This window comes from Phenylobacterium sp., from assembly GCF_036563385.1.
Taxonomy (GTDB): domain Bacteria; phylum Pseudomonadota; class Alphaproteobacteria; order Caulobacterales; family Caulobacteraceae; genus Phenylobacterium.
In genome coordinates this window covers 415,560-436,452 of record NZ_DATCML010000004.1, presented here as the reverse complement: position 1 = coordinate 436,452, position 20,893 = coordinate 415,560, and the positions used below count along the sequence as shown (strand labels likewise).

General features: G+C 71.3%; 23 protein-coding genes and 1 tRNA gene. 10 read left to right on the top strand and 14 right to left on the bottom strand.

Annotated features, from left to right (window positions below; all coding sequences use genetic code 11):
• The first annotated feature begins 44 nt into the window (after positions 1–44).
• Positions 45–257, top strand: coding sequence for a hypothetical protein (locus VIL67_RS02990; RefSeq protein WP_332047354.1), 213 nt, complete (start codon positions 45–47; stop codon positions 255–257).
• On the opposite strand, the gene VIL67_RS02985 is transcribed toward VIL67_RS02990, so the two are convergent.
• Both VIL67_RS02985 and VIL67_RS02980 read right to left on the bottom strand, forming a co-directional pair.
• Positions 254–997, bottom strand: coding sequence for a metallophosphoesterase family protein (locus VIL67_RS02985; protein WP_332047353.1), 744 nt, complete (start codon positions 995–997; stop codon positions 254–256). The two genes, VIL67_RS02990 and VIL67_RS02985, sit on opposite strands and share 4 nt — an antisense overlap.
• Entirely contained in the window at positions 994–1,719 is a 726-nt protein-coding gene (locus VIL67_RS02980; RefSeq protein WP_332047352.1) for a hypothetical protein, read from the bottom strand. Before VIL67_RS02980 ends, VIL67_RS02985 begins: the two co-directional genes overlap by 4 nt.
• Before the next feature lie 169 nt (positions 1,720–1,888).
• Here VIL67_RS02980 and VIL67_RS02975 point away from each other — a divergent pair, with 169 nt between their 5' ends.
• A complete protein-coding gene (locus VIL67_RS02975; RefSeq protein WP_332047351.1) occupies positions 1,889–3,397 on the top strand; it encodes an MFS transporter in 1,509 nt (502 codons plus the stop codon).
• Between the two features lies 1 nt (position 3,398).
• Here VIL67_RS02975 and VIL67_RS02970 read toward each other — a convergent pair whose 3' ends face one another.
• Both VIL67_RS02970 and VIL67_RS02965 read right to left on the bottom strand, forming a co-directional pair.
• Complete coding sequence (locus tag VIL67_RS02970) at positions 3,399–4,133, bottom strand: hypothetical protein (protein WP_332047350.1); 735 nt, start codon at positions 4,131–4,133, stop codon at positions 3,399–3,401.
• 21 nt (positions 4,134–4,154) lie between these two features.
• Positions 4,155–4,526: a VanZ family protein gene (locus VIL67_RS02965; RefSeq protein WP_332047349.1), complete on the bottom strand. Its 372-nt coding sequence runs from the start codon at positions 4,524–4,526 to the stop codon at positions 4,155–4,157.
• Between the two features lie 116 nt (positions 4,527–4,642).
• On the opposite strand from VIL67_RS02965, the gene VIL67_RS02960 reads away from it, so the two are divergent.
• Positions 4,643–5,305 (top strand): HAD-IA family hydrolase, encoded by a 663-nt coding sequence (locus VIL67_RS02960; RefSeq protein WP_332047348.1) that lies wholly within the window; start codon positions 4,643–4,645, stop codon positions 5,303–5,305.
• Positions 5,302–5,607 (top strand): 4a-hydroxytetrahydrobiopterin dehydratase, encoded by a 306-nt coding sequence (locus VIL67_RS02955; protein WP_332047347.1) that lies wholly within the window; start codon positions 5,302–5,304, stop codon positions 5,605–5,607. The genes VIL67_RS02960 and VIL67_RS02955 overlap by 4 nt, the downstream gene beginning before the upstream one ends.
• Before the next feature lie 10 nt (positions 5,608–5,617).
• Here the strand turns inward: VIL67_RS02955 and VIL67_RS02950 are convergent, their stop codons facing one another.
• Positions 5,618–6,019, bottom strand: coding sequence for a hypothetical protein (locus VIL67_RS02950; RefSeq protein WP_332047346.1), 402 nt, complete (start codon positions 6,017–6,019; stop codon positions 5,618–5,620).
• Between the two features lie 194 nt (positions 6,020–6,213).
• Between VIL67_RS02950 and VIL67_RS02945 the strand changes: the two genes are divergently transcribed.
• Positions 6,214–7,425 carry an acetyltransferase domain-containing protein gene (locus tag VIL67_RS02945; protein ID WP_332047345.1) on the top strand — a complete coding sequence of 404 codons (1,212 nt, stop codon included), beginning with the start codon at positions 6,214–6,216 and terminating at the stop codon, positions 7,423–7,425.
• On the opposite strand, the gene VIL67_RS02940 is transcribed toward VIL67_RS02945, so the two are convergent.
• The 4 genes from VIL67_RS02940 to VIL67_RS02925 form a co-directional block, all read right to left on the bottom strand.
• Positions 7,422–8,168 carry an SIR2 family NAD-dependent protein deacylase gene (locus VIL67_RS02940; RefSeq protein ID WP_332047344.1) on the bottom strand — a complete coding sequence of 249 codons (747 nt, stop codon included), beginning with the start codon at positions 8,166–8,168 and terminating at the stop codon, positions 7,422–7,424. The genes VIL67_RS02945 and VIL67_RS02940 overlap by 4 nt on opposite strands.
• Before the next feature lie 39 nt (positions 8,169–8,207).
• Positions 8,208–8,927, bottom strand: a complete 720-nt coding sequence (locus VIL67_RS02935) for a BON domain-containing protein (protein ID WP_332047343.1) — start codon at positions 8,925–8,927, stop codon at positions 8,208–8,210.
• 236 nt (positions 8,928–9,163) lie between these two features.
• Positions 9,164–9,448 carry a hypothetical protein gene (locus VIL67_RS02930; protein WP_332047342.1) on the bottom strand — a complete coding sequence of 95 codons (285 nt, stop codon included), beginning with the start codon at positions 9,446–9,448 and terminating at the stop codon, positions 9,164–9,166.
• A gap of 98 nt (positions 9,449–9,546) precedes the next feature.
• Positions 9,547–9,864 carry a YggT family protein gene (locus VIL67_RS02925; RefSeq protein ID WP_332047341.1) on the bottom strand — a complete coding sequence of 106 codons (318 nt, stop codon included), beginning with the start codon at positions 9,862–9,864 and terminating at the stop codon, positions 9,547–9,549.
• A gap of 120 nt (positions 9,865–9,984) precedes the next feature.
• Between VIL67_RS02925 and VIL67_RS02920 the strand changes: the two genes are divergently transcribed.
• Positions 9,985–10,060: transfer RNA gene (locus tag VIL67_RS02920), tRNA-Ala, on the top strand.
• 37 nt (positions 10,061–10,097) lie between these two features.
• Here VIL67_RS02920 and VIL67_RS02915 read toward each other — a convergent pair.
• A complete protein-coding gene (locus VIL67_RS02915; protein ID WP_332047340.1) occupies positions 10,098–10,463 on the bottom strand; it encodes a hypothetical protein in 366 nt (121 codons plus the stop codon).
• A gap of 147 nt (positions 10,464–10,610) precedes the next feature.
• Between VIL67_RS02915 and VIL67_RS02910 the strand changes: the two genes are divergently transcribed.
• Positions 10,611–10,796: a hypothetical protein gene (locus tag VIL67_RS02910; protein ID WP_332047339.1), complete on the top strand. Its 186-nt coding sequence runs from the start codon at positions 10,611–10,613 to the stop codon at positions 10,794–10,796.
• A gap of 30 nt (positions 10,797–10,826) precedes the next feature.
• Entirely contained in the window at positions 10,827–11,651 is an 825-nt protein-coding gene (locus tag VIL67_RS02905; protein WP_332047338.1) for a metallophosphoesterase family protein, read from the top strand.
• A 37-nt stretch (positions 11,652–11,688) separates the two neighbouring features.
• On the opposite strand, the gene polA is transcribed toward VIL67_RS02905, so the two are convergent.
• Positions 11,689–14,556, bottom strand: coding sequence for a DNA polymerase I (gene polA / locus VIL67_RS02900; protein ID WP_332047337.1), 2,868 nt, complete (start codon positions 14,554–14,556; stop codon positions 11,689–11,691).
• A gap of 80 nt (positions 14,557–14,636) precedes the next feature.
• Here polA and VIL67_RS02895 point away from each other — a divergent pair, with 80 nt between their 5' ends.
• Positions 14,637–15,323: a hypothetical protein gene (locus tag VIL67_RS02895; protein WP_332047336.1), complete on the top strand. Its 687-nt coding sequence runs from the start codon at positions 14,637–14,639 to the stop codon at positions 15,321–15,323.
• Here the strand turns inward: VIL67_RS02895 and VIL67_RS02890 are convergent.
• Positions 15,313–16,116: an isocitrate lyase/PEP mutase family protein gene (locus tag VIL67_RS02890; RefSeq protein WP_332047335.1), complete on the bottom strand. Its 804-nt coding sequence runs from the start codon at positions 16,114–16,116 to the stop codon at positions 15,313–15,315. The genes VIL67_RS02895 and VIL67_RS02890 overlap by 11 nt on opposite strands.
• A gap of 77 nt (positions 16,117–16,193) precedes the next feature.
• Positions 16,194–17,912 (bottom strand): tetratricopeptide repeat protein, encoded by a 1,719-nt coding sequence (locus VIL67_RS02885; protein WP_332047334.1) that lies wholly within the window; start codon positions 17,910–17,912, stop codon positions 16,194–16,196.
• Positions 17,913–17,998: 86 nt separating this feature from the next.
• On the opposite strand from VIL67_RS02885, the gene recF reads away from it, so the two are divergent.
• On the top strand, positions 17,999–19,138 hold the full coding sequence (recF, locus tag VIL67_RS02880) for a DNA replication/repair protein RecF (RefSeq protein WP_332047333.1): 1,140 nt from the start codon (positions 17,999–18,001) through the stop codon (positions 19,136–19,138).
• On the opposite strand, the gene VIL67_RS02875 is transcribed toward recF, so the two are convergent.
• Positions 19,093–20,694: a DUF2059 domain-containing protein gene (locus VIL67_RS02875; RefSeq protein WP_332047332.1), complete on the bottom strand. Its 1,602-nt coding sequence runs from the start codon at positions 20,692–20,694 to the stop codon at positions 19,093–19,095. The genes recF and VIL67_RS02875 overlap by 46 nt on opposite strands.
• Positions 20,695–20,893 lie beyond the last annotated feature (199 nt).

Genomic DNA, 20,893 nt, shown 5'->3' with positions numbered 1-20,893 from the left:
TGAGGCCACGAGGGCGGACAGTTCGGACCACACGGGTTGATCTCATGCGTGCACGCGACCTCCGCGCCATCCTGTTCTGTGCGGCCACCACCGTGCTCCTCTTCGCCGTCTCGGGGCTGGCCTTCCGCAACTGGCTCGTGACGCTGGCGCTCACCGGCGCCTGGGCCGCCTTCGTGCTGACGCGGCCTCGGATGCTGCGGGTCATGCGCCGGCTGCGCGGCGAACCGGACTGGGGCGGTTACTTCAAGAACGACTAGCTCGCCGTCGTGGCGAGACGGCCCGCCTGCAGGATCTCACGCGCCTCGCCGTCCAGGCAGACCGCGGTGAGCACCCCTGTGGCGTAGACGCCGGTGTCGATCCCGATCCGGTGGGCGTGCAGCTGGGGTCGTTCGTCGCGCCAGGTGTGGCCGTGGACGATCACCTTGTCGTGTGGTCCCGGCGCCTCCAGGAACGGCTGGCGGATCCAGAGCACGTCCTCCTCCGCCTGCTCCGCCAGGGGCACGCCCGGACGCACGCCGGCATGGACAAAGGCGTAGTCGCCGACGGTCAGCATCACCTCCAGCTCCTGCAGCAGCCACAGGTGCGAGGCCGGCATCCGCTCCATCAACTCGTCGCGCGCCCGGCCGTAGCCGGCTGCGTCCTGCGGCGGCGCGACGCCATACGAGGCCAGCGTCTCGGCGCCGCCGAACCGGAGCCAGCCGGCGCCCTCTTCCGGCCGCGCGAGGAAGGCGAGCAGGGCCTGTTCGTGGTTGCCCTTCAGCAGCCGCACCTCCAGGTCGGGCCGGCGCTTCAGCCAGATGAGGGCGTCGATGACCCGGTCGGAGGCGGGGCCGCGATCCACGTAGTCGCCGAGGAACACCAGGATCGGGCGCCGGCCGCGGGCGCGCACCGCGTAGTCGGCGGCGATCCGGGCGAGCAGGGCCTTCAGCTGGTCGTAGCAGCCGTGGATGTCGCCCAGGGCGTAGATCAGCTCGCCCTCGGTGGCGCCGCGGCTCACGAGCGCGCGTCGCGGGCCAGGCGGCTGAGGTCGCGCGCCATGTCGCCATAGGCTGCGATCACGCGAGCCGGCTGGTCGTCGGCGCGATGGCGCAGTCTGTCCCACCGGTTGCGGTAGCTGACCAGGCGGGCGCGCTCGACCCCGGCGCGGGTCGCCTGGGCGTAGGCGCGCCGCAGGCGCCGGTCGGCGTCCAGCACCTGGGGATAGGCGCAGCGCGCGCGATCCGAGCCACGCAGCCCAGCGCAGGGCCCGTCGTCCGCCTTCGCCTTGGCCTTGGCCTTCGCCTTGACGATGCGCGCCGCGGGCTGGGCCTTGCTCGCCTCGGCGGGCGGCGGCTGGCTGGCCACGGGAGTGAACACCGGCGCGGGCAGGTCCCGCACCACCGGCGCCTGGGGCGCCTCCGCGACCGTGACCGGGACCGCAGGACCACCGACGGGAGCGGTCAGGCGGGCGCCGCCCGTCTCCGGCGCCAGGCCGCGCGGGTCCATCATCACAGCGCCGGCCGCCACGCCGAGCAGCGCCGCGCCCGCGAGGCCGCCCCAGCGCGCCCAGCGCCCGGCGCGGCTCGGGGCGCGCTCCGCTGCGCGGACGGCGCGGACCCGGCCGCGCGGCGGCGGCGCGGACGATGGCGCCGCCTGGAAGATCTGGCCGAGATCGTCCGCCACCGCGGCGGCGCGTTCGCGCCTCGGCCGACCCTGACTCTCTGCGGTTTCGCGCACCATCGCTCGTCCTGTTCCCGCGACCCCGAAGCTCTGCCGGGATAAATGTGTCTGGCGTCGGATCGATCCCCGGGGCCTGGGCCGTACCCGACTTTCGATTGACGCGACGCCCGGACGGGCGCTTCCTTTGCGGAAAGCGCCGCCCTTGAGAGCGGCGCAGGGAGGATACAACGTGGCTCAAGCCGGAAGCGCGGAGGCCGAGCGCCTGCCGTTGAAGACCAAGCTGGCGTTCGGCGTCGGCAGCGCGGCCGAGATGATCGCGCTCTACTCGGTCTCCAGCTACGCCCTGCTGTTCTACAACCAGGTGCTGGGGGTCAGCGCCGCCTGGGTGGGCATCGCGATCTCGCTCAGCCTCCTGGCCGACGGCCTGCTCGAGCCGGTTGTCGGCTCGCTGTCCGACCGGACCCGGTCCAAGCTCGGCCGCCGACACCCCTGGATGTTCGCCGCACCGGTCCCGATCGCGATCGCCCTGTTCGCCGTGTTCAGCCCGCCCGATGGGCTCTCCGAGCTGGCGCTCGCCGTCTGGTGCGGGGTCAGCGTCTCCTGCATGCGCTGGGCGATGACCTTCTACCACACGCCGCACCTCGCCCTGGGCGGAGAGCTGTCGTCCAGCTATCTCGAGCGCTCCAAGGTGATGGCCTACAACAGCTTCTTCACCTTCGTCGGCGGCGCCAGCATGTCCTACGTGTCGCTGACCTTCTTCTTCCCCAAGACGGCGCAGTTCCACAACGGCCTGCTCAACCCCGAGCCCTGGAACGACTTCGCCCTCGCCATGTCGATCGCCCTGATCGCCATCCTCATGGCCTCGGCCTGGTTCACGCGCGATCGCATTCCTTACCTGCCGAAGCCCGCCGCCGACACGCCCAAGTTCACGGTGAGAGAATTCTTCGGCGACGTGGCCAAGGCGATGACCAACGTGAACTACGTCTGGCTGCTCGCCGGCTACTTCTTCCTGTCGATGATGCTCGGGCTGCGCGAGGGGCTCAGGCTCTACGTCTACAGCTTCATGTGGGAGATCTCGTCCTCCGACATGCGGCTGTTCATCATCGGCAGCTTCGTGGGCTATGTGACCGCCTTCCTCTTCGCCGCGAAGATGCACGGCAGGTTCGACAAGAAGCGGACGGCGATCTGGTCGTGCCTGGCGTACGCCATCATCCCGGGGACGCCGACGACGCTCGGCCTTCTGGGCGTGCTCGGGCCGGACACGCCCTTCCTGCTGCCGATCCTGATCGCCTTTGCCACGGCCGGCTATGCGGCGGTCAGCATCCTGCAGATCAGCATCATGTCGGCGCTCGCCGACATCGCCGACGAGAATGAGCTGAAGCATGGCGTGCGCCAGGAGGGCATCCTCTATTCCACCCGCGCCCTGGCGGCGAAAGTCGACCAGGCGATCGGCACGGCGCTCGCGGGCTTCGTGATCACGCTGATCGCCTTCCCGGAGAAGGCCCAGCCCGGCGATGTGGCGCTCGGCATCCTGCACAAGCTGGCGCTCTGGGACGGCGTGCTGGCGGCCATCCCCGGCGTGATCGCGGCGGCCTGCTACGGCCGCTATCGGATCAGCCGGCAGAGCTACCAGGCGACGCGCGAAGCGCTGTTGAAGCGGCGGTCGGAAGCGATGGCCGAGATGGGGGCCGCGCCGAACCCCCTCACCGGCGGCGTTTCCCCCGCGCCCGCGGAATAGCTCAGCCCGGGCGCATCGCCTGCACCAGGCTGCCCGTGTAGGCCGCGTGGCCCACATGGGTGAGCCTGGCTTCCACGTCGGCCCAGATGTCACCCCCAAGGTCGCGCCAACGCCGGCAGAAGGCGTAGTCCTCCGAGAGGTACTCCCCGGTTTCGGGCTCCAGCAGGGTGTCGAAGACCATCACCGCCTCCGATCCGTCGTCGAGAACGGCCCGCAGCTCGGGGTGGGCGTCTGCGATGCGCTGAAGGGCGCCGCGCGAAATCATCAGGAAGCCGGTGCCCCCGTAGGCGACCTTGGCGATGCCGTCATGCACCTCCACGGAGCGGTCGGGGGTCGGGATGAACCGCACCACATAGCCAATAGAGGCCGCCTGCAGGTCTGCGACCCCCGCCTTGGCGGCGGCGCGGGCCTTTTCCCAGTCGATGTGCTTCAGCGGACAGACCGCCGCCACCACGTCGCGCCCGCTGTCCAGGAGGCGGAACACGTTCTCAGGCGCAAAGCCGATGTCGGCGTCGACGAACAGCAGGTGGGTGGCCTCGGGGTGAGCCAGGAAGCTGGCGGCCAGCCGGCTCCGGGCGCGGGTGATCAGCGCGTCGCTCGGCAGCAGCTCCACGTGCAGGCCGACCCCGCGGCTCTCGCAGGCCTCCTGCAGGCGCAGCACCGAGGTCATGAAGAAGAGGTTCACCTGTCCCCCGAAGCAGGGGGCGGCCAGGTAGATGAAGGGGCGGGCCGACATGGCGCCACGATAGGGGCCGGCTCAGGCCCGGTCGAGCCGCCGCCGCGTCACCACGGCATAGATGGCCAGCGCTACCAGGACGCCCGTGGCGTCCGCAACCAGGTCACGCCAGTCGCCGTGCCGGCCGAAGCCCAATGAGGCCTGCAGCAGTTCGATGGCGAGCCCGAGGCCGAAGGCGAAGGCGCCGATGGCCCGCCAGCGGCGCGGCGACAGGACGAGACCAAGCGCGGTCAACACGAACCAGGCTATGGCGTGCTCGGCCTTGTCGCCGAGGTTCTCCGGCTGCGGCAGCATGTCGGTCGGGGCGAGGCACAGCCACAGCAGGACCGCCACGGCCGCCGTGTAGACGCTGAGCCGCAACGGCCGCGGCAGTCGGGCGACGGAGGGCTTCACGCGGGCGGGCGACGAAGGATCGGGCAGGCCATGCCGCTGCGATAGCAGATCGCCCGGCGTGCTTGCACCAGCCCCGCCGCCTCTCTAGCGTCCGCCGCCGATCAGGGAGCATGCGCATGGCCATCGAGGCGGTGATCTGGGACTTCGGCGGGGTGTTCACCTCCTCGCCGTTCGAGGCGTTCAACCGCTACGAGGCCGAGAAGGGCCTGCCGAAGGACCTGATCCGGCGGGTCAACGCCACCAATCCGGACCACAACGCCTGGGCGCTGTTCGAGCGCAACGAGATCGACACGGCCCGCTTCGATGCGCTGTTCCTGGAGGAGTCCACTGCGCTCGGCCACCCGGTGCGCGGGGCTGACGTCCTGCCGCTGCTTTCGGGGCAGCTGCGGCCCCGGATGGTGGCGGCGTTGAAGGCCTGCAAGGCCGCGGGCTTCAAGGTCGGCTGCATCACCAACAACGTGGTCTCCGAGCACAGCCCGGGGCAGGACGAGCGCCAGCGGACGGCCGGCGCCATGGCCCAGGTGATGCCGCTCTTCGACGCCATCATCGAGAGTTCCAAGGCCGGCGTCCGCAAGCCGGACCCGCGCATCTACCAGATGATGTGCGAGCGGCTGTCGGTGGAGCCGGCCGCCTGCGTCTACCTCGACGATCTGGGCATCAACTGCAAGCCGGCCGCCCAGCTCGGCATGAAGGCCATCAAGGTGGTCGATGTCGACCAGACGCTCACGGAGCTCGCCGCCCTCACCGGGCTCGACTTCGACGCCGAGGCCGTGGCGTGAGCCGGCCGGCGAGGATCGGCGCCGCCGAGGCGCTGAAAGACCTCACGGGCTGGGCGGCCGCGGCCGGCGGCCGCGACGCGATCCGGCGGACCTACCGATTCCAGGACTTCAACGCCGCCTTCGGCTTCATGACGCGCGTGGCCCTGATGGCGGACAAGCTCGACCACCACCCGGAGTGGTTCAACGTCTACAACCGGGTGGAGGTGCTGCTCGCCACCCACGACGCGGATGGCGTGACCGAACTGGACGTGAAGTTGGCCACATTCATGGACGAGATCGCGGCCGGGCTGGGCGGCGCCTAGGCCCGCCCCGTCAGCCGGCGCAGGTCGTCAGGTTGACGGAGCTCGTCTCGCTACGGGTCCACGCGCCGTTGGCGCGGGAGAACTCGGCGAAGGCCGAGCCCGGGCGACCCTCCGCGCCCTTGCCCGAGAAGGTCATGGCGGCGACCAGCTTGGCGGTCACGCCCTTGGCCTGGTCGTCCGGCGTGATCGTCCGCTCCGCCTTGCAGGTGACCTGGAAGCCCTCGCAGCCTGCGCCGTCGACCTTCTTGCTGCAGACCGGATTGCCCGCCTCGATGTCGGTGCGCCAGGCGAGGATCTCCTGGTCGAGGCCCGCGAAGCGGTCGTCACCCGCCGGCGAGGCGGCCTCGCCTCCGCCATTGCTGCAGGCGCCGAGCAGGACGAGCGGGGCGAGGGCGGCGATGAAGACCTTCAAGATTGGACTCCCTGTGATGGAAGCGCGGCTTAAGGCCCGCAATCGTGGCGCGGACGTGGCGGCCTGGCTTGCGGGCGAAAAACGCGCGGCGCGCCCATCCGGCGCCCAGCGACGGGGTCATCGCGGCTGAAAAAACCGGCGCGGAATGGAAGAACGGTGGTTGTCCGAAGCGCTGCCGTGGCTAGGGTCCGCGCATGCAGACGCCCGCTTCTCCGTCCAGCGCCGACGCCGCCATGGCCACAGGTCGGCCTCCTGACCAGCGTCTGGCCTCGATCGACCTGCTGCGCGGCTTGGTCATGGTGATCATGGTCCTGGATCACGTGCGCGACTTCTTCCACGACCAGGCGCTCGCCTTCGATCCGCTGGACCTCGAGCGCACCTATCCGCTGCTCTACGCCACGCGCTGGATCACCCATTTCTGCGCGCCGGTGTTCGTCTTCCTGGCCGGCGTTTCGGCATGGCTGCAGTTCGCCCGCGGCAAAACCCGGCTCGAGCTGTCGCGCTTCCTGCTGACTCGCGGCCTGTGGCTCGTGCTGATGGAGCTGACGGTGATCAGCTTCGGCTGGCATTGGCGGCTGGACTTCCTCTTCCTGCAGGTGATCTGGGCGATCGGCTGGTCGATGGTGGCCTTGGCGGGGCTGGTCTGGCTGCCTTGGAAGGTGGTGCTGGCGGTCGGCGCCGGCATCCTGCTCGGACACAACCTGCTGGACGGGGTGCAGGCCCAGGACCTGGGCGCCGCAGCGCCTGCCTGGGCTCTCCTGCACCAGCAGGCGCCGATCCTGATCGCCGGAAAGCTCTGGGGGCTGGTCGCCTATCCCCTGCTACCCTGGATCGGCGTCATGGCGCTGGGCTATGGCCTGGGGCCGGCCTTCCTGCAGCCCGAGCGCCGTCGGCATGTGCTGCTGCTCGGCCTCGGGGGCGGCATGGTGCTGCTGTTCGTGCTGCTGCGCGCCACCCAGGTCTACGGCGATCCCGACGGCTGGCGCGTCTGGCCCGCGCCGGGGCGGACGGCGATGGATTTCCTGTCGACGACCAAGTACCCGCCCAGCCTGCTCTACGCCTGCATGACGCTGGGTCCGGCCCTGCTCCTGCTGCCGGCGCTGGAGAAGCTGAAAGGGCGCTGGGCGGAGCCCTGGGCGACCTTCGGGGCCGTCCCCTTCTTCTTCTACATCGCGCACATCTACCTGGCGCACGCCGCGTCTAGCCTGCTGGCGCTGGCGCAGGGCTATCCCGCCTGGGGCGTGTCCGACATCTTCCGCAACGGCCAGGCGCTGCAGGGCTTCGGGCTGCCGCTGGCCTGGACTTACCTGATCTGGGTGGCCGCCGTGGTCGCCCTCTACCTTCCCTGCCGCTGGTTCGCAGGCGTGAAGCGCCGCCACCCCGGCGGGGTGCTGAGCTACCTTTAGTCCGCGGGGACCGCCTCGCTCAGCGCGGGGCCGATCTCGTCATGCAGCACGAGGTCGGCGTAGCCGTCGATCGGCGTGGGCTCGCGGTTCACGATCGCGAGGGCGGCCCCATTCTGCTTGGCGAGTTGCGGGAAGCCGGCCGCCGGATAGACGACGAGGGACGAGCCCAGCACCAAGAACAGGTCGCAGGCGAGCGTCTCTTCCTCGGCCCGCAGCATAGGGGCTTCGGGCATGGACTGGCCGAAGGAGATGGTTGCGGTCTTCACCAGGCCGCCGCAGCGGCGGCAGTAGGGTATCTCCCCCGCCTTCAGGAACCCGGCCTTGAGGTCCTCCAGTTCGTGCCGCTCACCGCATTCCAGGCAGGTCGCGTAGGTGGCGTTGCCATGGAGCTCGATGACCTTGTCGGCGGGCACCCCGCTGTCCTGGTGGAGGTTGTCGACATTCTGGGTGATTATCGCGCTAGCCTTTCCCCGGGCCACGAGCCGCGCCACGGCGTAGTGACCGGCGTTGGGCTGGCGGCCCGTCCAGCCCGCCTTTCCCGTGAACGCGCGCTCCCAGGCTTCCCGGCGCTTGGCGGGGTCGGAGACGAATTCCTGGAAGTAGATCGGCTTCATCTTGCTCCAGACGCCGCCGGGCGAGCGGAAATCCGGGATGCCGGACTCGGTGGAGATCCCGGCGCCGGTGAACACCACGGCGCGGCGGGACTGGTCGATCAGGCGGGCGAGGTCGGCGCGAGAAGCCATGCGGTGAATGTGATCCGGCGGTTTCCCGCGCGCCAGTCCTCAGTGCTGCGCCGGGCCGTCGTCCTCACCCAGCTGGGCGTTGCGCTGGTCAGCGGTGACCGCGTGGTCCTGGCCGGGCGGATGATAGGGGTTGGGCTGGTCGCCGCCGGCCAACCCGCGCAGGTGCAGGTCCGGTCGGCGCTGGCCTGAGACCTCCAGCTGGTTGCGGACCTCTCCGACGCCGGCGCAGCGGCGGGCCAGATTCTCCGCGTGGCGGAGGTCGGACGCGCCGGGGACCTCCCCCGTCAGGGTGACGACGCCCCCTTCCACCTGCACCTCGATCTCGCGGGCGTCGAGCAGCCGGTCCTCCATCAGGGCCTCCGAAACGGCTTCGTGGATGCGCTGGTCGGTGCGGCTCCAGCCGCGCGGGCCACGGCCGCCGTGCGGCCCGGAACCCCCGGCGGCGTCGTCCGCCCGCCGGTCCATCCAGCTGCGGTCGTCGGCGCCGAATTCGCCGGAGGCGAAGTCCTCGCCCCGCGCCCCGAAGCTGCGTTCGTAGTCCGCTCCGCTCATGCCGCCGCCGTAGGCGTCGCCGCCGACCCCCTCGCGGTAGTCCGACGGCGCCAGGGAGCCGCCGTAGCCCTCGCCGTGGCTGCCGTCGAAGCCCTGGTTCCGCCCGCCGCCGCCGAAGTCACGCCCGTAACCCGCGCCGTAGCCGGGCGCCTCGTAGCCGCCGCCCTGGGCCTGGCCGGCCTGGCCGCCTTCGTCCCGATCCGCCATGGGGGTCCTCCTCGAGCTGTCTCGAGGTTGACAACAGAAAAGCCGGCGGCGCGTTCCGCGCCCCGGCTTGGTCCCTTACTGAAGAGAAGGGGCGACCGGCCCGACCATGGTCGGGGGATGCCAGGGGTGTGGGCCGGGCCGGTCGTCGTCACTCGCGTCCGACAGGCAAGTCGTTGAGCGACGCCCTCAGAACACCGCGTCAAAAAGCAAGTTCCGGCGGGGGCCGGAAAAATCCGCTAGCCGAGCCGGGCGCCCCGGTCCCCGAGCCGCTCGCCGGTCTGGGCGTCCCCGCGCGGATCCTTGGATTCGTGGCCATCCAGGCTGCCGTAGTTCTGGTCGGCGGACTCGCCGGTGTCCGCCCGCGGATCGCGCACTGCGCCGCCTTCTTCCGAGTTGTGCGCGGCTTCGGTGTCCGAGGGACGGTCCGGCTCCGGGCTGTCGGGCTGCGGGATGACGCGGGGCTCGCCCCCGGGATTTGCGGGGTTGCCGGCGATGTTGGGTTGGCTCTGGTTTTCGGGCATGGCCGTCTCCTCTTTGCCTCTCGGCGGGAGGAAGGCCCGGGAGACGCCTCGTGTTCCCGTCAGCCCCGCGGCGTCGCCGGAACGGCGAAGCGCAGACGTCAGTAGGCCACGAGGCTGAGGAGGCCGTTGTGCGCGGCGGGCAGCAGGTAGCGCTGGATGCCCGTCAGCACGAGGATGGCGATGATCGGGCTGATGTCCACGCCGCCCAGAGGCGGGACGAATCGGCGAAAGGGCCGCAGCACCGGCGCCGTCACCGCGTCCAGGAAGCGGGTGACGTTGTAGACGAAGCGGTTTCGCAGGTTGATCACGTCGAAGGCGACCAGCCACGACAGGACGGCGCTGATGATGATCGCCCAGATCAGCAGGCCGAGGAGCGAGCTCAAGATGAAGAAGATGAAGTTGATGATGGCGACCATCGTGTCCTGTCCCGCTGTCCTATCTGGCTTCTAACCGGCTTTGCGCGGCAGGCAAGGCGCCGCGCCGCGGCGAGGGCGCTTGACAGGCGCCCCGGCGATAGGGCTATTCCGCGCCTTCCTGGGGCCGTAGCTCAGTTGGTAGAGCGCCTCGTTCGCAATGAGGAGGTCAGGGGTTCGACTCCCCTCGGCTCCACCAGGAACCTTTCCGACACCGCGATCCACACGGCGCCGCCCTAGTGCGTCGCGCCGTTGGGCGGGCTCGCGTCCGGCGGCCTGCGCTCGGTGCGCAGCGCCTCGATGAAGGAGCGGGTGGCGCGTTCGAAGGCGGCCGAAAGCGAGCCTGGAGCGGTCGCCGCCAGGGCCGTGGCGGCGATGGCGGCGGGCTTCAACTTGCGGGCTGCGGCCTTGCCGCCCTTGCGGGCCTTGGAGCCGGGTTGCGCCTCGACGGCGGCGAGCGCCGCGCCGGCGGCCAGCAGGGCTTCGGCGATCAGGGTGCGGCCGGTCTGGGACTTGGCCAGCGACTTCAGGCCCTTGCGCACCGGCTTGGGCACTTTCACCCCAGCGAGCCGCTTGGGGACTTTCTTTCGCGATTTCGCCATCGGCGTCTCCTTCGTCAGCCCTCCGGGAGAAGAAAGCCGCAGGGCCGCGGGAGTTGCCCTCCGTATTCACCCGGAGGCGAAACCCACAGCCTCGGGTGCTATCTGGCGGCGACTAGCGGCGCGCTTCCGCGCCAGAGGATCCCAGCGGTGGCCCTTCGTCAGACCTACGAGCTCTACCTGCACAAGGACGGCGAGCCGCCGCGCTTCGAGCCGTACACCTGCCTGGACGAGGTGGAGCTGCTGGGCGCCATGCGCCGTATGATCGCGGAGCACAGCCTGCAGAGCGTGGAGGCCTGGCGCCTCGGCGAGCAGGTGATGGTGCTCGCCGGCTAAGCGCTTGCGCCGCGTTGAAGCGGCGCGCCCGTGCGCCTATTCTCCGGGCTCAACCGAGAGTTCCGTCCCCTGTTCCTCGACCGCCTGTTCGGCCGCAGCAAGCCGCGTCGCGCCCCGCCCAGCACCGGCGGCCGGCGGGTCTATGCCGTGGGTGACGTGCATGGGCGGCTGGACGCCCTGCAGCCCCTGATCCGCGCCATCGCCGACGACCTGGAAGCCGCACCTCCCGCGGGGCCGGCGCTGCTGGTGTTCCTGGGGGACTATGTGGACCGCGGCCCGGACTCCCGTGGCGTGGTCGATCTCGTGCTGAGGATGCGCGACACGCCTGGGCTGGAGGTGCGGGCGCTGAAGGGCAACCACGAGGAAGCCCTGCTGCAGTTCCTGGACGAGCCGTCGTTCGGCGCCACCTGGATGGAGCACGGCGGCGGCGCCACGCTCGTCTCCTACGGCGTTCAGCCGCCGCCGACCCGCACCGACGGCGAGGCCTGGCAGCGGGTCCGCGACGCGTTCGACGAGGCGCTGCCGGAGGCGCACCGCGCCTTCTATACCGGCCTGGAGCTGATCGTGGACGTGGGCGACTACGCCTTCGTCCATGCGGGCGTGCGGCCGGGCGTGGCCTGGGACCAGCAGGCCGAGCGTGACCTGCTGTGGATCCGCCAGGAGTTCCTGCAGGAGAAGGGGCCGTTCGGGAAGGTGATCGTCCACGGACACACGCCCATGGAGGAGCCGCAGCTGCTGCCGCACCGGCTGGGGATCGACACCGGCTGCTACGCCACGGGCGTGCTGACCGCCGTCCGGCTGGACGGGGAGGACCAGCGGCTGATCCAGGTGAAAGCCGACCGCCGCTTCGGCTGACGCCCTGGAGTTCCGGCGCCTGCGGGGAAGCAAACCCTCAGTGGGCGTCGTCCCAGTTCTTCGCGGCGCGGGCCTCCACCACCAGCGGCACCGAGAGCGACACCGCCGGCTCGTGGGCGGTCTCCATCACGCGGCAGGCCACGGCGATCACCTTGTCCGCCTCGGCCTCCGGCGCTTCGAAGACCAGTTCGTCGTGCACCTGCAGCAGCATCTTGGCCGTGAGCCCCGCCTCGCGCAGGGCGTCCGGCATGCGCACCATCGCCCGGCGGATCACGTCGGCGGCCGCGCCCTGGATCGGGGCGTTGATGGCGGCGCGGTCGGCGAAGCTGCGCTCGGCCTGGCTCTTGCCGCGCGCCGCGGGGATGTGGACCTTGCGGCCGAAGATGGTGGTGACGAAGGCCTCGGCGCGGACCTGCTTCTGCATGCGGTCCATGTAGGCCCGGATGCCGGGGAAGCGCTCGAAGTAGGTCTTGATGTAGGCCCCGGCCTCCTCGCGGCTGATGCCCAGCTGGTTCGAGAGGCCGAAGGCCGAGATGCCGTAGACGATGCCGAAGTTGATCGCCTTGGCGCGCCGCCGGGTCTCGGCGGGCATCCCCTCCACGGGAACCCCGAACATCTCCGAGGCCGTCATGGCGTGGATGTCGAGCCCTTCCTTGAAGGCCCGCTTCAGCTGCGGGATGTCGCCGATGTGGGCCAGCAGGCGCAGCTCGATCTGGGAGTAGTCCGCGCTGATCAGCACGTTGCCCGGCTCGGCGATGAAGGCCCGGCGGATCTTGCGGCCTTCTTCGGTGCGGATCGGGATGTTCTGCAGGTTGGGGTCGGTGGAGGCCAGGCGGCCGGTGGTGGCCGCGGCCAGGGAGTAGGACGTGTGCACCCGGCCGGTCTGCTCGTCGATCGCCGCCACCAGGGCGTCGGTGTAGGTGCCCTTCAGCTTCGACAGCTGACGCCAGTCGAGCAGGACGCGAGGCAGCTCGTGGCCCTGGTTCGCCAGGTCCTCCAGCATGGAGGCGTCGGTGGACAGCTGGCCGGTGGCGGTGAACTTGCCCGAGCCCAGGCCCATCTCCTTGAACAGGATCTCGCCGATCTGCTTCGGGCTGCCCAGGTTGAAGGGCCGCCCGGCCAGGCGGTGCGCCTCGGCCTCCAGCTCGCTCATGCGCACGGAGAAGTCGTTGGAGAGCTGGCGCAGCTGGTCGGGATCGACCTTCACGCCCTCCAGCTCCATGTCGACCAGCACCTGGGGCAGGGGCCGCTCCAGGGTCTCGTAGACGGTGAGCAGCTTCTCGTGCGTCAGCCTTGGCCGCAGGTGTTCGTAGAGGCGCAGCGTGACGTCGGCGTCCTCGGCGGCGTAGCAGGTCGCCTCGTCGAGCTTCACGTGCTTGAAGCTCTTCTGCGCCTTGCCGGCGCCGGCCACCTTCTTGAAGCTGATCGGCTCGTGGCCCAGCCACTCCTTGGAGAGCTCGTCCATGCCGTGGCTCTTCCGCAGCCCCCCCTCCAGGGTGAAGGAGATCAGCATGGTGTCCTCGATCGGGGCCACGGCGATCCCGTATCGCTTGAGGACGGCGAGGTCGTACTTTCCGTTCTGCGCCACCTTCAGGACGGCGGGATCCTCCAGCAGCGGCCGCAGATGGGCGATCACCTGCTCGCAGGGGATCTGCGCCAGGTCCTCCTTGGCTTCGAAGTCCAGCCCGCCATCGCCCTCGTGCTCGTGGCCCACGGGGATGTAGCAGGCGTCGCCGGGCGCGATGGCCAGCGAGACGCCGCAGAGGTTGGCGCTGGTCGCCGACAGGGCGTCGGTCTCGGTGTCGAAGGCGACGACGCCCTTCTCGCGCGCGCGGGCGATCCACGCCTCGAGCGTGGCGACGTCGCGGACGCACTGGTAGGCGTTGACGTCCACCGGGCCATGCTGCGGCCGGGGCTTGGCGCGGACTTCGGGCGCCGGCGTGGCCGGGCCCTGGCCGCCGGCCTTGCCGTCGCCGATCCGGCGGGCAAGCGTCCGGAATTCCATCCGCTCGAGGAACTCGGCCAGCACCGCCGGCTCCGGGTCCTCCACCGCCAGCTCGTCGATCGGGCAGGGCAGCGGGGTGTCGCAGTCCAGCTTCACCAGCTCGCGCGAAAGGCGGATCTGGTCGGCGTATTGGATGAGGGTCTCGCGCCGCTTCGGCTGCTTGATCTCGCCGGCGCGCGATAGGAGCGTGTCCAGGTCGCCGTATTCGTTGATCAGCTGCGACGCGGTCTTGATCCCGATCCCCGGCGCGCCGGGGACGTTGTCCACCGAATCGCCGCAGAGAGCCTGCACATCGACGACCTTCTCCGGCGGAACGCCGAATTTCTCGATCACCTGCTCAACGCCGATCCGGACGTTCTTCATGGTGTCGAGCATGAAGACCTGCGGCCCGACCAGCTGCATGAGGTCCTTGTCCGACGAGATGATCATCACCTCCCCGCCCAGGTCGCGGACCTTGCAGGCATAGGCGGCGATCAGGTCGTCGGCCTCGTAGCCGGGCAGCTCCAGGCAGGGCACCCCGAACGCGCGGGTCGCCTCGCGCACCAGCGGAAACTGCGGGATCAGGTCCTCCGGCGGCGGCGGCCGGTGGGCCTTGTACTGGTCGTAGAGCTTGTTGCGGAAGGTCTCCTCGGAATGGTCGAAGATGACCGCGAGGTGGGTGGGCGCGTCGTCCGACGACTTCATGTCCACCAGCAGCTTCCACAGCATGCTGCAGAAGCCCGAGACCGCGCCCACCGGCAGGCCGTCCGACTTGCGGGTCAGCGGCGGCAAGGCATGGAAGGCGCGGAAGATGAAGCCCGAGCCGTCCACCAGATAGAGGCGGACCTTGGGGCCGTCCTGCGTCGGCTCGCGCGGGATCTCGGCCAGGGTCTGGGGGGCGGCGTCGAGCGTGTCGGTCATGGCCGGGAACATAGGCGCGCGGGCCGGCGAGGTCATCTGCGACCGTTGGACGAAAACGCAGGGAGCCTTATGGATCGGGCGTGGCTCAGAGCGCTCCCTTCATCCACCTGGCGACCCCCTGCTACGGAGGGCAGGCGCATGTCATCTACATGCGCTCGCTGCTGGCGCTGCGCGTCGCGTGCAAGGCCCGTGGGGTGGTCTGGTGGCCGAACGTCGGCGGCGGCGAGGCGCTGATCGGCCGCGGCCGCGGGGCCTATCTGTCGAAGTTCCTTCGCTCGGAAGCCACCCACCTGCTGTTCGTCGACGCCGATATCGGCTTTCCGCCGGGCTCGGTGTTCCGTCTGCTGGACAGCGGCCGTGACGTGGTGGGCGGCCTCTACCCTCGCCGTGCCCAGGACTTCGCCGCCGTGCGCGACGGCGGCCCCCTCGTCTGGGAGGCGGACGAACTTCCGGAGCCTGCCCCGGCTGACGCCGACGGGTTTCGGCAGGTGGCGGCGGTGGGCGCAGGCTTCCTCATGGTCAGCCGGGCGGCGGCCCAGCGGCTCTGGGACGCCTATCCGAAACTGGTGGCCAAGCTGGGCGACCTGCACAACAGCGGCGTGCCGGATGCGCTGATGGTGTTCGACAGCTTCGTCGAGCCGGGGACCGGCCGCTATCTCAACGACTGGCAGGCCTTCGCCCACCGCTGGCGGGACCTGGGCGGCGAAGTGTGGGCCGACACCCGCAGCGGCCTCACCCACGTGGGCGAGGCGGCCCTCACGCGCTGAAGCGCGTGTTGAGATTGGCGAGCGGCTCGGCCGCGAAGGCCCCGGCCTCCCCGGTCGCCAGATAACCGGCGACAGCCTTCGCCAGGTGGGCGTAGGCCATGCGGAAGGCGGAGGTGGCGGAGCTCAGGCGGCGGACCCCCAGCCCCTGCAGCCGCTTGGCGGGCGCGAGCCCGGGCAGCAGCATGATGTTCAGCGGCAGCCGGACGGCCGCGGCCAGCCGGCCGATCAGCGCCTCGTCCTTGGCTCCGGGGGTGAAGATCCCGCTGGCGCCGGCGTCGGCGTAGAGGGCGGCGCGACGGACGGTCTCGGCGAAGGCGGCCTCGCCCTCGGCCAGGCCCCGCAGGTAGACGTCGGTGCGGGCGTTGATGAACAGGGCGACGCCCGCGCGCTCGGCGGCGGCGCGGGCCGCCTCCACCTTGCGGGCGTGCAGCTCGGCGTCGCGGCCGCCGTCCTCGAAGTTGATCCCCACAGCCCCGGCATCGATAACCCGGCGGATGTTGTCGGCGAGCGTCTCCAGGTCGTCGGTGTAGCCGCCCTCGAAGTCGCAGGTCACCGGCAGGTCCGTCACCCGCACGATCTCGGAGACGGTGGCGATCACCTTCTCCATCGGCAGGGCGTCGCCGTCGGGGTAGCCATGCGCCCAGGCCACGGCGGCCGACGATGTGGCCACCGCCTTGGCGCCCGCGTCGGCCATCAAGGCGGCGCTGGCCGCGTCCCAGGCGTTGGGGAGGACCAGGATCTCCGGTCCGTCATGCAGCTGGGCGAACGTCTGCGCACGGGTCTTCTGGTCCATCGGGCCCCTCCTCGTCTGCGGTCAGGACGCAGATATGGTGGCGCTTGTGACGTGGCGCACGCGGATTTCGGACGCGGTCACCCCAGCCTTTGCCGGACGGCCTCCACCACCTGGCTGATCACCGGCCCCCACTCGCCGTCGCGTCCCTGCCGCAGCAGCCGGATCGAGCCGTACCAGGGCATGGTCTCGCCCGCAGCGCCGTAGCGCCACTCGGGCTTCCGCGGGATCATCACCAGAGCCGGCGCGCCCAGGGCGCCGCTGAGGTGCACGAGCGAGTTCTGGACCGACACGATGAGGTCCATCGCCTGCACCACGCCTGCGAAGTCGTCGAAGTCAGCCACCTCGTCGGGCGGGGGCGCCCAGATCGGCCTGGCCCGGCCGGCGTTCTCCGCCGCCAGCTCCCCCGCCACGTCGCCGTGCTGCAGGCTGACGAAGTCGCATCCCGGCAGGTCCAGCAGGGGGCGCAGCTGCGCCAGGTCAAGCGAGCGGGCCGCGCGGCCAGTGCTGGCGGCGCCGCCGCGCCAGGAAAGCCCGATCCGCAGCAGGCCGGCCTCCGCTCCGAGGCGCGCGGCCCACCGCGCTCGGGCGGGCTCGGAGGCGGCGAGATACGGCGCCCGCGGGAAACTGTCCGGTTCGTTGCGGAACAGGCGCCCCAGGCTGCCGAGCGCCAGCACCCGGTCGTGCGGGGGCAGGGGCGCGCCCGGCGCGACCAGCTCCAGTCCAGGGAACGACGCCGCAAACAGGGGGTGCAGCCGCGTCTCGCACAACAGGGCCACCGAGCCGGCGATGGCCTGCAGGTCGGGGATCATGCTGGCGAACATGATGACGTCGCCCACGCCTTGTTCGGCGACCAGCAGCACGCGCTGGCCGGCGAGGTCCGCGGGCTGCACGTCCAGGTCAAGTCGCCGGCGGAGGTCGGCCGTGGCCATGCTGGACGACACCTGAACGAAGCTGGCCGTGCGCCACCGATGCTCGTAGTCCTCCCACCCCTCGCGCCAGCGGCCGAGGCGCAGGCGGGCCAAACCCCGGGCGAAGCGGGCATGGGCTGCGCCAGGGTCGAGGGCGATGGCCCGGTCGAACGCCTCCAGCGCGGCCTCGGGGGGCGAGCCCGCCCCGATGAACTGGAGTTCGGCCAGGGCGCGGCCGCGCCCGTAGTGCGCCAGGGCGTGCCGCGGGGCCTGCGCGACGGCGGCGTCGTAGGCCCTCAGGGCGTCGACGAACCGGCCGAGCTCCATGAGAGCGTTGCCCAGGCTATAATGCGCCCCCGCCTGCGCCGGATCGAGCGCCAGGGCCTCGCCGAGCGGCTCCAGCGCCTCCTGCGGTCGCCTCAGCGCCAGCAGGGCCAGGCCGCGGTTGGCGTGCGCCGGCGCGAAGTCCGGGCGCGCCGCCGTCGCGGCCTCGAAGGCCGCCAGCGCCGCTTCAGCCTTGCCCAGGTCGAGCAGCGCCACGCCGCGACCGTTCAGCAGTTCGGGATCCCCCGGGCGGAGCGCCAGGGCGGCGTCGTAGGCCGCCACGGCTTCCGCAGGCCGGCGCAGCCGTCGAAGCGCCAGACCGAGATGGGCATGGCTCGTCCAAGCCTCCGGGTCGCTCGTCACGGCCTTCCGGAACAGCTCGGCGCTCTCCGCCAGGCGGCCGCCGCGCATCGCAAGGATCCCCAACCGGTGCAGCGCTCCGGCGTGGGCCGGGGCGGTCTCCAGCACCTCGCCGTACAGGGCCTCGGCCTCGGCCGCCCGGCCCGCGCGCTCGCAGGCCAGCGCGGCCTGCATCCGTCGCTCGTTGTCGCGGTCCTCAGCCAAGCGGCCCTCCGCGCACGGTCATAGCGGTCCGCCGCCTGGGCTTCCACCGCTCGCCTCTCGGCCCCGAAAGCCTGTATGACCCGCCGGTGACCGCGACGGCCCTGACCCGCCTGACCCTGACGGACTTCCGCTCCTACGCCCGGGCGGAGCTCGCCCTCGACGGACGGTCGGTCTTCCTCGTGGGGCCGAACGGCGCGGGCAAGACCAACCTGCTGGAGGCGGTCAGCTTCTTCACGCCCGGCCGGGGCCTTCGTGGCGCCAGTCTCGCCGAGGTGGGCCGCCGCCTGCCTGGGGAGCGGGCAGGACGCGCCTGGGCGGTGGCGGCCGAGGTGGCCGCCGGCGGCGAGGCCACCCGCCTGGGGACCGGGGTGGAGCAGGCCGGCGCGTCCCGCCGGGCGGTGCGGCTGGAGGGCGAGCCCGTCCCGCCCGGCCGCCTGGCGGATCACGTGCGGCAGGTCTGGCTCACCCCCGCCCAGGACCGCCTCTTCCTGGAAGGGGCGGGCGAGCGCCGCCGCTTCTTCGACCGGCTGGTGTTCGCCGCCGAGCCGCGCCACGCCGCCCACGCCACCGCCTACGAGAAGGCCCAGCGCGAGCGCATGCGCCTGCTGACCGACGGCCCGCCTGACCCTGCGTGGCTGGACGCGCTGGAGGCGCGGCTCGCCGAGGCGGGCGCCCTGATGGCGGAGGCTCGCGCCCGAACCCTGGCCGCCCTGCAGGCCGAGATCGCGACGCGTGGCGAGCGGCCCTTTCCCCAGGCCGTCCTGAGCCTCACCGGCGAGTGGGAGCAGATGGCGGGGCAGGGCGCGGAGATCGCCCACATCGAGGGGCGGCTGGCCGACGCGCTGCGCGGCGCCCGCGAGCGCGACGCCGCCGCCGGCCGGGCGCTCACCGGACCGCACCGCGGCGATCTCGCCGTCCTGCATGCCGAGAAGGACCGGCCCGCCGCCGAGTGCTCCACGGGCGAGCAGAAGGCCCTGATCCTCAACCTGGTGTTGGCCCAGGCGGCGCGCCTGGCCCGCGTCGAGGAAGCTCCCCGCCCGATCCTGCTGCTGGACGAGGTGGCCGCCCACCTCGACCGCCGACGCCGCGCCGCGCTGTTCGACGAGATCACGGCGCTTGGCCTGCAGGCCTTCCTGACCGGCACGGACGAGCACCTTTTCGAGGAGCTCAAGGGCCGCGCTCAGGGGGTGCGGGTAGACGGGGCGGAGCTCTCAGACCTGACCTGAGCCGGAGTCACTTTGCAGTCATGGGTGCGGCAGAACTCCGCGCCCGCTTCATCGGCGATCTTGCTCCGCAGCCACGCCTGGAAGGCGCGCACATCACCGGCGGACCCGTCCAGCGCGGCGCGAAGTCCGGTCCGGTCGCTCCGGTAGAACGAGACGACCGCCCGCAGCGTCTCGAGGTCATAGGCGGCGGCATAGGTGCCGGCGAGAAGTTCCGGGGCTGCTGCTCTCCGAGCGGCATAGGCCTTCTCAAGCGCCGCCCGCGCCGCCGACATCGCGTCCGGCCGCAGTTCACCGAGCGCCTTCAAGTCGCGCTCCAGCATCCCCGGCTCTTCTCGCAGGATCTGCCCCTGCTGCGACACCAGCTCGCGAGCCAGAGCCAGCTTCTCGGGCGAGGACGCCGGAGGCGTGAACGCCTTGGGCGTCCGGCCGTCGGCCAGGAAGAAGAGCGGCAGCAGAACCTCCTTGCCGACGAAGGCCGGCAGCCGCTCGGCCGAGACCCGGAATCTGTCGGTGAGCGACAGCGCCGCTGCGCCCACGTTGAGCCCCAACGGCGCTTCGTAGCGGACCATGCATTCCTCGGGCGCGCCCTGGACGCCGACGATGCAGGTGAGGATGGCGCCGCCGGTAACGCCCATGCGCCGCCCGAGAGGCCATGCGTCGGCGAGCTGCGCCGGCGTCGGGCGCTTAGCCCAGGGCGCCAACGGGAGGGGCGCCTGTTCACCGGGCCGCGGTACGGGCGGGGGCGCTGTCGCGCGGTCGACATCGCAGCGCTTGTCGGCGCAGAAGGTGTCGTGGGCTGTGGTTTGGAAGCGACGCACCAACTCGCCCTCGCCGGCTGTCATGAGCTCCCGCAGCTTGTCGCTGGGGGCGAAGTAGGCGCGGCCCGCCTCCGTACGCACGAAGCTCAGCATCGCTCGAAGCTGCGCAATGCTCAGGCGCTGCGTCAGGATGGCGGCGTAGCCCTCAGCCCAGACGGTCGCGTTGGCGCGACCGGCGGACCGTGTGGCCCTGCCCGCCAGGAGGGCGGTCTCCTTGGATACCCCGGGCGGGGGCGCCTCCTCCAGCTCGCGCGCCTGCTGTTCGTAGTATCGCGCCACGAGGCCGCCTTCCCCCAGCGTCTCGACGATCTCGCGCGCCAGCACGAAGCTCTCCGGCGAGCGCGGGTCCGGCGGCGGCTTCCCGTCGCCTGGCGGCAAGGCGAAGTTCACCGGAATCCTGACCGTGTCGTCCGGGTTGCGGGCGCCGGGGGCGAGCCCCGGCCGCATCTGGAAGCTGGGGACCAGCGCCAGCGTCGCGTGGGCGAAGCCTAGTCCCTTCGGTTCCTCCTCGATGACGCTGCAGGCGGTGAGGGCGCCCGTCGCTTCCACCCGGCAGCTGATCAGCGCGCGGCCGTTGATCGCCAGTTGCTGCGGCAGTTTAGGAAAGTGCTGCGACAGGTGTTCGGGGTTGGGCGGCTCGGCCCAGTCCGGGGCGACCCTGAACTGGGCCTGCGCCGGCGCAGCCGCGTTGAGGAGCGCGGCGAGGCCGAGGGCGGCGAGGGGGCGAGCGGCGAGCATGCGCGCCTAGGTGGCGCCGGCTGAAGGGTCTGCGCAAGGGCGCCGCTCTCGCGCGTACGTACGTGCGCGCACGCGGGCAGGTGCGCGGCGCGCGCTTAATCCCTATATTGTCGGGGACAGATTCGGCCCCCATGGGCCGCCGGGCGCGGATGCGCCTGTTCCTCTGCAAGCGAAGCGGGCGGACGGCCTTCTAGAGGTC